A 14,052-nucleotide genomic window follows, 5' to 3' on the forward strand; every position below is an offset into this window, starting at 1 on the left:
GGCACTGGGAACCCACCCACGCCCCCTGACATGAGATGTCGAAAGGGCTCCATCCCCGCAGCATTTCCAGCAAAGAGAGCAAAAGCACCCGCTATCTCAACCTATCCCTTCACGCATAGGAATCACCATGACTAACGGAAGCACCACGACCAACGCCGTCATCGAATGTATCCTGAGCCGCACCGCCGCCAAGTACTACGACCCTGCCAGCTCCTTGAGCGACGGCCAAATCCGCGAGCTGGTGAGAATCGGCACCACCGCGCCGACGTCCTTCCACTTGCAGAACTGGCGCTTCATCGCCGTACGCACGCCTGAAGCCAAGGCTCGGCTGAGTCCGATCGCCTGGAATCAGCCCGCGATCACCGAAGCAGCCGTTACCTTCATCATCATCGGCCAGTTGGCTGATTCCAGCGTAGTACCGGAGCGCCTGGCACCGGTGGTGGAAGCGGGCATCATGCCGGCGAAGATGGTGCCGGAATGGGAACTCCCCGCACGCGGTCTGTATAAGGATTACCCGCAGCGCCAGCGAGACGAGGCAGTACGCACCGGCACCTTCGGCGCGGCTGCGATGATCTATGTGGCCCGCTCATGGGGCTTGGGTTCGACGCCGATGATCGGCTTCGATGACCAAGCGGTGCACCGCGAGTTCGGACTGGCCGAGCACGAAGTGCCGGTCATGCTGTTGTCGGTGGGGCCGGAGCGCCCCGGAAACTGGCCGCAGAAGCCGCGCCGTCCGGTGGCCGATGTGCTGGATCTCGTCTGATTTTTAGTAAAGCCAGCAAACTACAGAGAATGTGATGCCAAGGATTGCAGCTCTAAAGCCGGAGCAGGTGCCGGCCGATTCGAAACCGACCCTTGAGACGTTCACCAAGAACATCGGTTTCACCCCAAATATGATGGCGACCTTCGCGGCAAGCCCGATCGCGTTCAACGCATGGGCTACCCTGCTCGGCTCCTTGAGCAAGGCGCTCGACGTGAAGACGCGCGACAGCATCGGCCTCGCCGTCTCTGAAGTGAATGGCTGCGACTACTGCCTGACAGTTCACAGCTTTACGGCCGATCATATGGCCAAGCTGCCGGCCAATGAAATCATCCTCGCTCGGAAAGGCCATGCGAGCGACCCGAAGCGCGATGCCGCGGTCCAGTTCGCGTGCAAAGTCATCGAGACCCGCGGCAAGGTCACTGACGCCGATCTGAGGGCCGTCCGCCATGCAGGCTACACGGATGCGAACGTCATCGAGATCGTCGCGCTGGTGGCCATGTACTCCTTGACGAACTTTTTCAATAACGTGTTCGATCCCGAGAAGGACTTTCCCGCCGTTGCGCCAGCCGGCTCGATCTGAGCTCTATCCGGTCGCATCGACGAAGTCTGAGGGGCTCAGAGCCTCCATGTAAGTGAGCTTGACGCCAGAGCCCGGAAGCACCCAGGTAACGTTTCTTGGGAACGCGTCCGGGCCTTTGGTAGGTGCACCGACCGATATCGCCGACGCTATCCGCTTTTTTCGACTCTGCACCGCTCATTACCAGCGAGGTCCCGCACGTCGACGGTAGACAAAGTGCTCGCCACCGAGCTGAACCTGCCGCTGATCGTGGATCAGCAAGAAAGCGATGCTTGATCATCCAATTTCATGCGCCAGCCGGCGTAATTCCTCGATCACTACAGCGAGCTCGCCGACGAACCACACCGGATCGACATCACGGTCAGCGGCTGACGTGGCCATGGGCGATCTCGGATCGACGTTCGGCTAAGTCGCCCTCTTCAACAAACGCGCCGGCAAATCGTGAGGACAAGCAGCCGCGCGACCGTTACACAACCGGATCAGCTCGGCTGCTCGGTCCATCGACGAAAGGCTCGCCGGCGCACCGGGCCGATCGGCGCGAAGACCGCCGCCATTCTTCGCCAAGGCGGCCACGAAGCGATCGCAAGCGTCGCGCAAAGCTGTGGCGTCAACACACAGTCACCGGAGAAGGGCTCAAGGAAGCCATGGCCGGCGCGCGGGTGGTAATCGACGTCAACAATGCGGCGTCATTCGATACCACAATGTCGAAGCTCTCGGATGAAACACTCAAGGGATCGATCTAGGCCGCCAGGTTGCCCGCGAGGACGAGGACGTCGCGCCGCTGCACAAGAAGGCGCTCGCAGCGCGCCGATCTGATCTGGGAGACCACCACGGCGCGGGCGTCTCAACGGCCCGACCGTGGAAAACGACGCTTCATACTTAAAAGCTCCGTCACGTCATGTCGATCGGCTGCGGATGAGATAGCAACTCTCAGCCATTTTCCATCAAGATATGTTTGCGCTTCATCGTAAAGCTTGACCAGCTGCGTGCGCCACTCGTAGCGCCGCGCCTCAAACTTCTCTCGCTCTGCTGTCCCCAAGACCACCTCGACCGAAAGCTTCCTGTATTCCGGCAGAAAAGTGCAGAAAGCCTTGGATCTCTTGTAACGCAGCGACCAACCGCGCTTCTTGCCGCCATAGAGCCAATCCGGCGCGAAAACACCAGGGTAGTAGGTTTCTATCCAATTCCGCAGCTCGGCCCAATGCACAAACCCCTTCGGCCCGATCCAGTCGCGGACAGTGTTGTCATCGGGCGGCGCTGATTTTTCGGTGATCCTGTCGCCGATCTGGGGGGACTCTTCCATGCCGCTTCCTTTACACCACTCTTTTTCGGGAAACTTGGTGGGCCGCACGATCGGCCGTTCAGGAGCGAATGAGTCCGAATAGGCCGAATAGCCCGTCCGCATCTTGCCAAGCCTCGGCAATTCTCCATCCGCCAGATCGGGCAAGCCGCTCGAAGCTCTCCGCAGTGTGTTTTCGGGAGCTCTCAGTGTGGATGGTTTCCGACGTTCTGAAGTGGAACGTGTGCTCACGGACTGTAACACGCTGATCGCATAAGCTGACCAGGTGCATCTCTACGGCCTTCTCGATCTCGTTCCAGCGCGCCACGTGGTTGAATTGCTCGATACGGAAGTCGCCGTTCAGTTCGGTGTTGATCCGCTCAAGCAGGTTGAGGTTAAAAGCGGCCGTCACACCCGCGCTGTCGTCGTAAGCACGCAGGAGCGTATCTACGTTCTTCTGAAGATCGACACCGATGATGGCGCGCCCGTCGTCGCCCAGGTGTCGCCCCATCTGCGTAAGCAAGTTCTTCGCCTCGATCGCGTTCAAGTTCCCCATCGTCGAGCCCGGGAAAAATCCAGTCCTGCCACCGCCGGAGCCATCAAGCGGAACTTCAAATACATCCAGGAAATCGCGTTGGATGGGGCGAACCCAGAGCGACGGGAAGCGCGAAGCGATCCTCTTCGACGTTTCTGTAAGGAAGGCATCGGCGATATCGATTGGCACGTAACCTCGCGGGTCACGCAGCCCTGTCAGCACAAGCTCAGTCTTAACGCCGGCTCCCGCACCATACTCGATAAGAATCGTGCCAGACTCTACAAAATCAGCGATGTCGCTCTGTCGCTCTCTCAAGATCGACGTTTCGGCTCGCGTGAGATAATACTCATCCTGCGTCGTTATCTTTTCAAAAAGTGCAGATCCACGCTCGTCGTATAACCAACGGCTCGGCAGTGTCTTCACATCAGCCGATAATCCGTCGACGACGTCTCGGGCAAATGCATTTTCAAGAGGGTCGATGCTGCTATTTATGTGAAGCATATTTCCGCTTTCGGTGACACGGCGGATGACAGTCGCGATAAACTCGCGGCCGATATCAGCACCGCAGATTTCTGGCTGGCGCAGCGAGTATGTTATTTGACGGGCGTGGTCAGCTGGTTGTCATTGGTATCGAGGACAAACACAGCGAGCAGCTTTGCCGGCTCTGTCTTGCTCGCGTTGCGGCTGATCGAATGGGTTGCGCCCGGCGGTTCCGACCAGCTCTCGCCTGCCCGGTAGATGCGGGTCCCGCCGTTATTCACCTTCGACTCGATCGCGCCCGAGATCACATAGGCGTAGATGAAAGCCGACTTCGCGTGGGTGTGGGACAGAGAGGCCGCGCCCGGCGCATAATCGACCTCCACGGCGAGCAACGCCTTACCAGGGATATCGGGAATGGCCGCCTCAAATTTCTTTGTGACGATTTGCGCTTCGCCATCATTCGCGTGGATGGGGCGGGCCATCGAGAAGGCGAAGGCGGCGCAGGTGGCCGCGGTAATGGTTCGGATCTTCATGAGCTTTTTCCTTCTGCCCATAGGCGGTCTTCGTTCTTCATTGTTTCCTCCTGGACTTGCTCGCCAGCCGAATGCGGACACCGAACGCGTCAGTCTCGTGGGATGAAGTCGACGTGGGGCCCCGGCTCGATAATGAACACCGCGAGCGTGGCGAGAACGCAGGTGACCGCGGCGACAGTCATCGCCATATGGAATCCCGAGAATAGCTGAGGACCGGCCTGCTGCAGGACGCCGCCGAGTAGGGCGATGGCAAAGAGCGACCCGGCGCGCGAGACAGCGCTGTTGACGCCAGACGCGGTGCCGGCGCGATCGGCCTCGACGGAGGTGAGGACGAGCGTCGTCAACGGCGCGATCGCCAGGCTCATGCCCAGAGCCAGCAACAGGACGCTAGGGAAGATGTCCGCCCAATAGGTCGCGTTCGGACCGACGCGGAGAGCCATGGTGCATCCGGACGCGGCGACGGCGCCGCCGGCGAACAATGGCAAGCGCCGGCCGAACCGGCGGCAGAGCATACCGGCGAGCGGCGAGACGACGGTAATCAGCACTTGCAGGGGAATGAAGGCCAGGCCCGCCACCAGTGTCGGCAGGTGCGCGCCCCGGATCATGACGAACGGGATCAAGGTTAGCATGACCGTGAACGGCCCATAAAGAAGCGCGGTGAACAGGTTTGCGCCGACGACCGACCGCGAGGCGAAGAGGGACGGAGGCAGCATGGCGTTATCGCCCAACCGCCATTGGCTCACCACCAGGCCGGCTAAGCCGCCCAGACCGACCATCAGGGTGACGAGCACCAAAGGGTTCGGACCGAAACCGTTGGTCAAGCTGGTCAGCCCCGCGCCGAGCCCGCCGAGCCCAACCGTCGACAGGACCGCCCCACCGACGTCGATCCGGGCGTCGCCGGTCGGGGCGTCCTTGGATATCCACGCGGCGCCGACGACCAGCGCGCTGGCGACGACGGGCAGGAGCATCAGAAAGGCCGTCCGCCAGGATCCGTCATCGAGGATCGCGCCGGCGATCGCGGGCGCGACGCCGCTGGCGATCGCGGCGGCGGCCGACCAGACGCCGACCGCACGAGCTTTCTTGTCGGCGGCGAAGGCCCGCCCAAGCACGCAAAGGCTGTTGGGCAGGATCACGGCTTCGCCCAAGCCTTGCAGAAAGCGGCCGACAATGAGCGACGCCAAACTCGGCGCGAAGCCAGCGACGGCCGCGCCCAGGCCGTAGAGACCGATCCCCGCGAGGAAGATCCGCTTCTGCCCGAACCGGTCACCTAGAGCGCCGGCGACCAAGGTCAGCGCCGCGAGCGGCAGGAGCTCGGCGTTCATCACCCACTGCAGGTCGAGCGGCGACAGGTGCATGTCCCGGCCAATCGCCGCGAGCGCGACCGTGACGACGGCGCTGCTGACAAACACGAGGCACCCGCCCAGGCTTGACGCGGCGAGCACCTTGGCGCTGCCCTGCGGCCCGATGGCCTTAGGCTCGGAGAGCGCCAGACCGCAGTCGGTCAAGATCAGGGACGCGCTGCTCACGACGTAATCCGTCAGATCAGGTCGGGCGATTCGCGGCGCGCGAGCTCATTGGCCAGCAGCCTGAAGCCGAGCCGCCGCGTCCGTTCGCGGATCACTCCTCGCAACATCATTGCAGCCAATCAGGGGACTGCGCTAGCCGACCTGTGAAAATCGGATGATCAAACGTCACATTCTTCCTCCTGATGAGGTGGCCGTGCTGCATGGCAGGATCTTCCGCGACGCGATGGTGACCCACGAAGAGGACAGGATCATTCGCCCTTCCCCGAGTTGGCTATGGACGAATGCGGATGATTGTCTTCCCGCTGATCCGCTTGGTCGGATTGAAAGCGGCGACGGCATCGTCGAGGGTCGAGATGTTGCCGATGTTCGTCCGAAGTCGTCCGTCCCGCACCCGCTGGACGATCTCACCCAGTTGGGCGCGATCGGACACGAGAACAAAGTCGATCGCCAAGCCGTCGGCGGGCCGCGCCTCGGTCGGCCCGGCGATGGTCACTAGCGTTCCTCCGGGCCGGATCACGCCAGCAGAGCGCTTCGCGATGTCGCCGCCGAAGACATCGAAAACCAGATCGACAGGGCCGACGTCTTCTATGGCGTCGTTCTCGAGGGCAACGAACTCCTGCGCGCCGAAGTCGAGCGCCGTCTGACGGTGGGCGGCGCGTCCGGTGCCGATGACGTAGGCGCCGGCCTCATGTGCGAGTTGCGCCACCATCGACCCGACTGCGCCGGCCGCGCCGTGCACGAGGACGCTCTGCCCCGCTTGAAGGCGACCGTGCACGAAAAGTCCTTGCCACGCGGTTAGGCCCGGCATCGCCACGCTCGCAGCCACCGTGAAGTCAACGTCGCCCGGCAGCGGCGCGAGGTTGCGTGCCTCGACGGCCACATACTCAGCCAGCGTGCCGCCGCGATACGAGTCTGAAAGGCCGAACACTCGCTGTCCCACTGACAGCCCCGTCGTGCCATAGCCGAGGGCGGTGACCACTCCGGCCAGCTCGTGCCCCGGGATCGACGGTGTTCGGTTGCGGTCGAGGCGATCGGTCCAGGTCGACGGCCAACTCAGCTCCGTGTTGACAAATCCCGACGCATGAACCTGAACGACGACGTCGTTGATCGCTGCCTGCGGCTCTGGCCGCTCCACCAGCTTCATCCCGGCCGTTCCCGCAGCCTGGTCCGTTACGACGATTGCCTTCATACGAATTGTCTCCTCAGTTACTCGTCTCTTTGCCGAATACGTTCCGTCGATAAGGGGCCGTTCGACATATCCATGCCAGCGGCCATGGGTAGCTTCCGAAAGCGAAGGCGGAAGAGCGCTTTGCTGGTGGTCGACGTAGCTATTGATCACAACGCGGGACGAACTTTTCCAATAGCCGGCAGGTATAGTTTCGATAACAGCCGGGAATAGCGCTGCGACGGCTCTCTTTGTCGTTCGTAAGTCCAGGCAAGTGTGTAGGCCGCGACGGCATCACGCCACGCAGCGAGCGGCAATAACGATCGTCGATTGATTCTATGGCGAGAGGTGATTTCCATCGCGGGGGTTCGACCGCCAAGATGTGAGACCGCTGCCAGACGCAGCTAACAACCCAAAACGAGACTGCAAATGACCACGCTTACAAGCCAGAGACGACGAGCTTGTCGCCGCGAGGCGCAGCCGTTTGTAGAGCAGTGCGGCCGCGGCGTTATCGATGCACAACCCTGCCCGCGAGAACTCGGCCGGGAAGCGCCGCCTTGGTGCCGGCGCATGGTGCTGATGGCCTGCGTGCTCGCGTCCTCAATGGCTTTCATCGATGCGACCGCGCTGCCGGTTGCAATGCCGAGATTGCGTGCCAATTTCGATGCGGACCTTGCCTCCGTTCAATGGGTTCTCAACGGCTATATGCTGGCGCTCGCCTCGCTGACATTGATCGGCGGCGCCCTTGCCGATGTTTATGGCAAGGGGCGTATGCTCGTGCTCGGCTGCGTCCTGTTCGGTCTGGCGTCCGCGGCTTGCGCGCTGGCGCCTTCTCCCGCCTGGCTGATCGCTGCCCGCGTCGTGCAAGGCGCGGCAGCAGCGATCGTCACCCCCGCCAGCCTCGCCCTGATCGGGGCCACCTATCCGCGCGCAGAGCGGAATCGGGCGATCGGCATATGGGCCGCGGCATCGGCGCTTACTACCGCCGGAGGTCCTGTCTTGGGCGGCTGGCTGACCGAGACCTTTGGCTGGCCATCCGTGTTCTGGATCAACCCGCCGATCGCGGTCGTAGCAGTAGGAATTCTGCTGGTCTTCGCGCCTAGAGATGACCGCATCCGGCGTAGGTTCGACGTGATTGGCGCCGCGATCCTCGCTTCGGCGCTCGGGGCGCTCGCCTGGGCGCTCAGTCAGATCGGCCCCAGGGGCGCTCGGGCCGCCGCGGACGCTACAGCCCAGCCGCGCACGGTGCTCGCGATCGTCGCCGGGCTTGGCATTGTCGGGCTCGCTCTCTATGCGTTCTGGGAGAGCAGAAGCAAACACCCGATGACGCCACCTCGCTTGGTGGAGAATCGCGCCTTCCTCGGGCTGAACGTCGCGACACTGATGATCTATGGGGCGGTTTCGATCATGTTCTTCCTGCTCCCCTTCGATCTCGTCGACCGCCGCGCCCTGTCATCGACCGACGCCGGGCTGACATTCCTGCCCTTCACGCTCGGCGTGGGACTTCTCTCGGGCGTGTTCGGTGGGTTGGCGGACAAGTCCGGGGCGCGGGCCATGCTCATCGCGGGGCCTGCGGGTGCAGCGCTTGCTTATGTTTGGATGGCGCTCGGTCAGGAAGCATCCCTGATGCTCGGCGTTATCGGGCCCATGACACTACTTGGCCTGTCCTTCGCCGTGCTCGTGGCCCCGCTCACCTCGTCCGTCCTATCGAGTGTTGACCAAACGGACGAAGGGCTTGCCTCCGGCATCAACAATGCAGCGAGCCGGATTGCGCAGCTCGCCGGCGTGGCACTGGCCGCCGGTGTCGCGTCTTTCGAATCTGGCTTCGAAGTGGGTCTCGCCCTAGCCGCCGCGACCTCGATCGGTGGCGCCTTTACAGCTGCCGTAACCCCAACTCCGGCCGCGGCGAAAGCGGGCGGCCCGGGAGAGGCCTAGAAAGCATGCGGCACCTCCTCCAACGATCCTCCAACTGTCGGATGCCACGGCTGATCGTCGATTCACGAGCCCCCGGGTTCGGCGACGGCTTGTCGTCTGTCTGTGGCGGCGCGCACATAGCGCAGATATCGTCACACAGCCTCCGACGACGTGCCGGCGTCCCGCATTGGACCGTTATCTGAACCGACGAGCGCTGCTGGTAGCGGCCCCCATCAGAGCGAAGGCCATTGCGGCGACCAAACAAGAGATCGCACCACGGTCTCCGCTCAAGCCGAAGATCAGCGAGACCAGCGCGGAACCAAGTGACCATCCGATGTAGCGAGCCGCGGCGTTCATTCCACCGGCGGCCCCGCTACGTCCTATGGGTCCGACTGTCATCATCGCGGTGTTGTTCGGGGTCTGGAAAGGGCCAAAACCGATACCGCAAAGGGCCAGCCGCCATACGACATCCCACTTCGCCGGAGTTGTCGGCAAGAAGACCATCAGGAGCAAACCGATCGCCAACAACGCCAAACCAACACTGCAGATCACCGAGGCTGGATGGCGGATCGTCAAGCGGCCGGCGATTGGAGCCGTGGCGGCAGTCATTAGCGGCCAGGGTGTCACAAGAAAGCCTGTTTCCATCAAGGCGCAAATCTCCGGCGCGCGAACTTTGGGCGGGGCCCGTGTCGCGCGCCGCGCCTGCCTCTCACGAGTAGTCACCGCCGCTTTGCTGGCCGAGATTGCCGAGGTAGTCGCGTTTCCCGATGTTCGCTCCGAGATGCCGAAGGATCGCGTGCGCAATCGAGATGTGGAAGAAGAAGTCGGGCAGCACCAGGTGCCGTATATAGTCGTCGCCACCGAACCAGCCTCGCACGATCGGCGGCCTTAACTCATATGTGTGGGACTGCGCGCCGGCAATCGCGTCCGGCTGCACGTTTTGCAGGAAGCCGCGCGTCTCGAAGAGCCGTCCCTTCAATGCCGCGTACATCATGGGGGTACTATGGGGGGCTGGCGCGTCGTGTTGCATCAGCTTCGCCATGTGTGCCTCGATCTTGTTGCAGCTTACGGAAAACTGTTCTCCGAAAGTCAGCATGTCGGGCGCAAGCCGCTCGCCGAGAATCGTCCCAGGCTCAATTTCCGTGGCTCGCTCGAGCGCTTGAGCGTGGTGGAGATAGCCGTCCATCACGTTGAGCCCGTGCACCATCACAGGGACCGTAATATCATAGACAGAGAAGGGCACGTCGAACTCCATACGCTCGTTTGTACTCTGTACGTCGGCCGGACCCGAAAGATCGACAACCGAAACCAATGGTCCCAATAGGCTCTTCAATCTTCCAGCTTGCCGCACCAACTTCCGGGATTCGACATTACTTCCACGAAACCGCGGCAAGAGGAGGCCTCAACATATTCGGTCGCCTAGTGACGCAGTACCGGATAGCCATTCACATAAATCCAGTCCGTGGCCTGGGCCGGTACGTGGCACCCCTGGCAATCGGAATGGTAGTCCGTCGAGGTGGTCTTGAGCGGTTCGTCCGCGTCGAACCACGACCATCCCCACCCGTCGCCCCACAACGGATTGCCGAGGTGCATTTCCTTGCTGTCTCTCACCATGACGAACCAGCCCTTGAGCTTGTCGGCGTGGCTCACCGTGCCGGTGGTCATCTCGTTCGTCGAAGTCGCGAAGACCTCTTTCACCAGAACGGCGCCATCCGGGAAATGGCCTGTCTTTCGATAGGCGTCGATCGCTCCCGGAGATGCGTAGACGGCGTGGACTTCTTTCGAGCCTTGGCCGCTGTCGGCGGCAATCGCCCAGCTGCCGAGCGCTTGGTAGAGAGTTCGATAGTCGGTGGGCACGCGCAGGTGCCCGGCGGCGTCCACCACGTTTGCGGTCGGCCCGGCTGGAGTAGCTCCGCTGATCTGCGCGAGCGCCGCCACGCAGCCGGCGGCCAGCGAGACGGCGACGGCCAGGCTGACAGTCCTCGATAATTTCATGGGGGTCTCCTTTGCTGCCCGCGCGCGGCACGGCGGCGCGGCGCAAGGGCTTCAATCAATGTCGAGCCAACCGCGTGCTCGGCCGGTCCAGCAGGCCTGAGGATCGGACACAGGCGACGACATCGGAAATTCCCTTTGGACATGCATTCGATAGTCTTGGGGTATCGTCGCCCAAGCGTTGTGCTCGCGTACGCTCCGTTCGTTTTTCGATCAGCCATCAAGAAGCGCCGTACTCGGGTGTCGGCCGGCGTAGGAGGACATGAAGGGGCACTTCGCGATTGCTCTTTCCCGCCGCAACGCTTCGAACGCCATGCGAGAGCCTCGATCCGTACTCTAGGCCGTAGAGCTCTTGTCGCAGCTCCGCGTGGAGCAGGACGACGCGAGCTTCCTCGACCTCCGAGTAGGCGACTGCGAGCGCACTCTCGCCGAGAGGTATTGCAAACTGGCTCATTGCCGAATTGTCCCGGATGTCACTTTCCATCTTCTGCCTCCCTCATCGTGACGTGAAAGCGACCTGGCGCAGCGAGGCCAAGATTTGCGCCGGCTCCTCCCGTATCGTGAAGTCTGGTTCTACGAATGCACTGCGGATCCGGCCTTCTGCGTCGATCACGTAGGTTGCGGGAATGGGCAGCATCCAGACCGGTGACCCGTGCCGGGCGCCGAAGTCGAAGCCTAGACCGGAATAGTGCGCTTTGGTCTCGTCGGGCACCCGGAACAGCACGCCATACGATATGGCAACGCCGTAGTCGACGTCGGAGAGCACCCTCAGGTCCAAGCCCAGGCTCCTCTTGAGCTGCCGCGGGAAGTCTCTCGTGTCGGGCGTCACGACGGCGAGGGTCGCGCCGACGCTCTCGAACTCGTCCTTCGCTGCCTGGAGGGCGCACAGCTCTGCGGTGCAGAACGGACACCAGCCGCCTCGGAAGAAACTCAGGACCAGGGGTCCGTTGCGGCGCAGCTGTTCAGAGGAGTGGAGACGGCCGTCAGCGTCCGGCAGGAGGAAGTCCGGCGCGTCGTCTCCGACCTTCAACGCGTGCGATGCCACGTCGGCATCGCGGAGCCAGCGCACTAGGTGGTTGTATGACTCCCAATCCGCTGCGTTGAACGTCGTCAACAGCTCAGTACGAATCCGGGCAAGTGTCTTGTTGGTCTGATTTTTCATCGGTTGGGAGTTGTCGGGCTGCGGATTGATCGGCTGGAAGTGGTTGGCTGCCGGAGTGCGCGTCGTGGTCATGCCGGCGCCCTCGCCGCTTCCGGGACCGCGGCGTGCAGTACACGCCGGTCTGGGGCTTCGACCGACCAGTCGCGAAGCCGCGCGACCTTGACGAAAGCGTCCAGCGCCGGCGAGTAGCGGCGCCCCTGCACAGCCAGCAGCCGCACCTCCCGCGAAACCAGGTCGCCGTCGAGCGGAATGGACTTGAGCGTCGGAAGGCGCGGCATGTGCTCGGGTGCGAGCATCACGCCGAAGCCAGCCGCGGCCATGTGTTGCAGGTGCAAGTCGTGACCGCTGCAGTGGCCGAGTTGGGGCGGTTTCTCGGGGAAATACGACCGCTGGATCTTCGGGGCGACGTCGCATCCTGCGCGTTTCAGCAAGACGGTCTCACGGAGGTCGTCGATGCCGATCGAGGGATGATTTGCGAGCCGGTGTGTCGGCGCGAGAAGCGCGACGTAGCGCTCCTCGAACAGCAACCAGTCGTCGATGCGGGCGGGCATGTCCTGGACGTCCCCGACCATTGCGGCGTTGATCTCCCCCTCAAGCAAGAGGTCGACAAGCTTCTCCGCCGCACCCTCGCGCAGCTCAACGTGAAATCCAGGGACGAATTTTGCGATCTCCGCAATAGGATCGAGGACGAGCGACACCGAGATAGATGGGGCGAGGCCAATCTTGAGTGGCGCGACCTCCTTGCGTTGGAACTCCTGGGCCCGGCGACGCACGGCCTCTGCCGAGGCCAGTGTGCGCTCCAGCATCGGAAGGACTTCCTTTCCAAGGTCGGTGAGCTGCGTCAGCTGGCGTTCGCGATAGATCAATTGGCCGCCGAGTTCCTGCTCAAGCTTCTGCACCCCCTTGGTCAGGGCGGGCTGAGTAACGTTGCACTGCTCGGCTGCGCGGGTGAAGTTGAGCGTGGACGCGACGGCGAGGAAGTACCGAACTTGATGAAGCTCCATGGGTTGTTAGTTCTCCGTCAACGTGCGGCTGTCGAGACTGACGAGCCTTCGCACTCGACGACGTGACGGGCACGTCGCAATCATGTGGCGTAGATGCAACTTGCGTGCGCACGTTGGAACGGTTCGGCCTATTGATTTGGACGCACGGACACGCTTTCAGGAACTTCTGAGAGCCGGGCCAGCGCGCTGCGCGGTAGGCGATAACCGGACCGGCCACCGCGCCGCGTGTATGCGATCCCAAGGCATGATCGTCAGCGCAGAGATCAATCATTCGGCAACAAGCGGAGGAAGCGCCAACGACAATTCGTCAACCATCAGTATGTCTGGGCGAATAATCGGGATCGGCGTCAGGCGTGGAGGGCCTCGCCGCCCTTTGCGTCCGGGTAGTACTGAGGCGCCTCGCGACGGTCGTATTTCCCATAATCGCGCACGATCCGCACTCTTCGGACCCTCGCCTTGTCACTCGGCGCGGATGTGTCCTCGTAGGCCTGCGCTGCAGCGGCGTCCTTCCAGGATATGAGCAGAATCAAGTCGCCGGGCGTGAGCACGGCGTCAAAGATGTCCCAGGACGTGCTGTCGGCCGCCCACGGATTCAGGCCGAGCCACTCGGCGCAGTCGTACGGGTTGGTGGTCTGCTTCCACTCCGCGGGGCGCGTTGCGTTGATCAGCGTGACCGTCGTTCCCTCCCCGACTTCGGTCTCGTCGAGCCGCTGCTCCGTGAGGGCGTCCCCCTCAGGGATCCGATTGTCGACCGTGATCTGGCCGACCCGGAGGTGATAGTCTGCGAAGATTTCGTCGCGACCCTTCTGCTGAGCCTCGTGATGGCGCATGTGGGTACGCCAGCGGACGAGCGACTTCTCGTCCCGCCAGTTCGAAAGCGAAAGGATCCAGCCGTCGCGGATCAGGCTTTTGTAGCGGATGTTGTCGACGAAGCCATCGACCTGCTCCACTTCGGGGCGCAGCATCTTGGCGTTGTCGAGGTAGTCATCCCAGTTCTCTTTGTTGGGGAGGACTTCGAAAATCACTGAAAACAGGCTGTATCCCTCGTCTGGAGTGCTGCGACGATCCTGATGTCGGAGTGCCCCCTGCCATGCGCGCCGCCTTCACGGCAGACGAACCCTC

The 14,052-nt window shown here is 62.4% G+C and carries 15 protein-coding genes; 3 read left to right on the plus strand and 12 right to left on the minus strand.

Annotated elements, in window-relative coordinates:
• Positions 1-127 precede the first annotated feature (127 nt).
• A complete protein-coding gene (locus RX327_RS35370) occupies positions 128-763 on the plus strand; it encodes a nitroreductase family protein (RefSeq protein WP_317248642.1) in 636 nt (211 codons plus the stop codon).
• Positions 764-797: 34 nt separating this feature from the next.
• Positions 798-1,343: a carboxymuconolactone decarboxylase family protein gene (locus RX327_RS35375; RefSeq protein ID WP_317248643.1), complete on the plus strand. Its 546-nt coding sequence runs from the start codon at positions 798-800 to the stop codon at positions 1,341-1,343.
• An 841-nt stretch (positions 1,344-2,184) separates the two neighbouring features.
• Here the strand turns inward: RX327_RS35375 and RX327_RS35380 are convergent.
• The 5 genes from RX327_RS35380 to RX327_RS35400 all read right to left on the minus strand — a co-directional run bounded on the left by RX327_RS35380 (position 2,185) and on the right by RX327_RS35400 (position 6,882).
• A complete protein-coding gene (locus tag RX327_RS35380; RefSeq protein ID WP_317248644.1) occupies positions 2,185-2,643 on the minus strand; it encodes a DUF3788 domain-containing protein in 459 nt (152 codons plus the stop codon).
• 58 nt (positions 2,644-2,701) lie between these two features.
• Positions 2,702-3,655 (minus strand): L-histidine N(alpha)-methyltransferase, encoded by a 954-nt coding sequence (gene egtD / locus RX327_RS35385; RefSeq protein ID WP_317248645.1) that lies wholly within the window; start codon positions 3,653-3,655, stop codon positions 2,702-2,704.
• Positions 3,656-3,747: 92 nt separating this feature from the next.
• The gene (locus tag RX327_RS35390; protein ID WP_317248646.1) at positions 3,748-4,167 is read right to left on the minus strand and encodes a cupin domain-containing protein; all 420 of its coding nucleotides are present in this window, start codon (positions 4,165-4,167) and stop codon (positions 3,748-3,750) included.
• A gap of 89 nt (positions 4,168-4,256) precedes the next feature.
• The gene (locus RX327_RS35395) at positions 4,257-5,693 is read right to left on the minus strand and encodes an MFS transporter (protein WP_317248647.1); all 1,437 of its coding nucleotides are present in this window, start codon (positions 5,691-5,693) and stop codon (positions 4,257-4,259) included.
• Between the two features lie 271 nt (positions 5,694-5,964).
• Positions 5,965-6,882 carry an NADP-dependent oxidoreductase gene (locus RX327_RS35400; RefSeq protein ID WP_317248648.1) on the minus strand — a complete coding sequence of 306 codons (918 nt, stop codon included), beginning with the start codon at positions 6,880-6,882 and terminating at the stop codon, positions 5,965-5,967.
• Between the two features lie 546 nt (positions 6,883-7,428).
• Here RX327_RS35400 and RX327_RS35405 point away from each other — a divergent pair.
• A complete protein-coding gene (locus tag RX327_RS35405) occupies positions 7,429-8,793 on the plus strand; it encodes an MFS transporter (RefSeq protein WP_317248649.1) in 1,365 nt (454 codons plus the stop codon).
• A gap of 174 nt (positions 8,794-8,967) precedes the next feature.
• On the opposite strand, the gene RX327_RS35410 is transcribed toward RX327_RS35405, so the two are convergent.
• The 7 genes from RX327_RS35410 to RX327_RS35440 all read right to left on the minus strand — a co-directional run bounded on the left by RX327_RS35410 (position 8,968) and on the right by RX327_RS35440 (position 13,955).
• Complete coding sequence (locus RX327_RS35410) at positions 8,968-9,417, minus strand: MFS transporter (protein WP_317251396.1); 450 nt, start codon at positions 9,415-9,417, stop codon at positions 8,968-8,970.
• Positions 9,418-9,481: 64 nt separating this feature from the next.
• Positions 9,482-10,027: a DUF1993 family protein gene (locus RX327_RS35415; protein ID WP_317248650.1), complete on the minus strand. Its 546-nt coding sequence runs from the start codon at positions 10,025-10,027 to the stop codon at positions 9,482-9,484.
• Between the two features lie 164 nt (positions 10,028-10,191).
• Entirely contained in the window at positions 10,192-10,767 is a 576-nt protein-coding gene (locus RX327_RS35420; RefSeq protein ID WP_317248651.1) for a cytochrome P460 family protein, read from the minus strand.
• 217 nt (positions 10,768-10,984) lie between these two features.
• Positions 10,985-11,248, minus strand: a complete 264-nt coding sequence (locus RX327_RS35425) for a hypothetical protein (RefSeq protein ID WP_317248652.1) — start codon at positions 11,246-11,248, stop codon at positions 10,985-10,987.
• 12 nt (positions 11,249-11,260) lie between these two features.
• Positions 11,261-11,998: a peroxiredoxin-like family protein gene (locus RX327_RS35430; protein ID WP_317248653.1), complete on the minus strand. Its 738-nt coding sequence runs from the start codon at positions 11,996-11,998 to the stop codon at positions 11,261-11,263.
• The gene (locus tag RX327_RS35435) at positions 11,995-12,930 is read right to left on the minus strand and encodes a LysR family transcriptional regulator (protein WP_317248654.1); all 936 of its coding nucleotides are present in this window, start codon (positions 12,928-12,930) and stop codon (positions 11,995-11,997) included. Before RX327_RS35435 ends, RX327_RS35430 begins: the two co-directional genes overlap by 4 nt.
• A 347-nt stretch (positions 12,931-13,277) precedes the next feature.
• Positions 13,278-13,955, minus strand: coding sequence for an antibiotic biosynthesis monooxygenase (locus RX327_RS35440; protein WP_317248655.1), 678 nt, complete (start codon positions 13,953-13,955; stop codon positions 13,278-13,280).
• Positions 13,956-14,052 lie beyond the last annotated feature (97 nt).

The sequence above is a fragment of the Bradyrhizobium sp. BEA-2-5 genome, from assembly GCF_032918025.1.
Lineage (GTDB): Bacteria > Pseudomonadota > Alphaproteobacteria > Rhizobiales > Xanthobacteraceae > Bradyrhizobium > Bradyrhizobium pachyrhizi.

Bases quoted from the DNA above. Each gene is read 5' to 3' on its own strand.
- RX327_RS35370 (WP_317248642.1), top strand. From the start codon at position 128: ATGACTAACGGAAGCACCACGACCAACGCCGTCATCGAATGTATCCTG.
- RX327_RS35375 (WP_317248643.1), top strand. From the start codon at position 798: ATGCCAAGGATTGCAGCTCTAAAGCCGGAGCAGGTGCCGGCCGATTCG.
- RX327_RS35380 (WP_317248644.1), bottom strand. From the start codon at position 2,643: ATGGAAGAGTCCCCCCAGATCGGCGACAGGATCACCGAAAAATCAGCG.
- egtD (WP_317248645.1), bottom strand. From the start codon at position 3,655: ATGCTTCACATAAATAGCAGCATCGACCCTCTTGAAAATGCATTTGCC.
- RX327_RS35390 (WP_317248646.1), bottom strand. From the start codon at position 4,167: ATGAAGATCCGAACCATTACCGCGGCCACCTGCGCCGCCTTCGCCTTC.
- RX327_RS35400 (WP_317248648.1), bottom strand. From the start codon at position 6,882: ATGAAGGCAATCGTCGTAACGGACCAGGCTGCGGGAACGGCCGGGATG.
- RX327_RS35405 (WP_317248649.1), top strand. From the start codon at position 7,429: ATGGTGCTGATGGCCTGCGTGCTCGCGTCCTCAATGGCTTTCATCGAT.
- RX327_RS35410 (WP_317251396.1), bottom strand. From the start codon at position 9,417: ATGGAAACAGGCTTTCTTGTGACACCCTGGCCGCTAATGACTGCCGCC.
- RX327_RS35415 (WP_317248650.1), bottom strand. From the start codon at position 10,027: ATGGAGTTCGACGTGCCCTTCTCTGTCTATGATATTACGGTCCCTGTG.
- RX327_RS35420 (WP_317248651.1), bottom strand. From the start codon at position 10,767: ATGAAATTATCGAGGACTGTCAGCCTGGCCGTCGCCGTCTCGCTGGCC.
- RX327_RS35425 (WP_317248652.1), bottom strand. From the start codon at position 11,248: ATGGAAAGTGACATCCGGGACAATTCGGCAATGAGCCAGTTTGCAATA.
- RX327_RS35430 (WP_317248653.1), bottom strand. From the start codon at position 11,998: ATGACCACGACGCGCACTCCGGCAGCCAACCACTTCCAGCCGATCAAT.
- RX327_RS35435 (WP_317248654.1), bottom strand. From the start codon at position 12,930: ATGGAGCTTCATCAAGTTCGGTACTTCCTCGCCGTCGCGTCCACGCTC.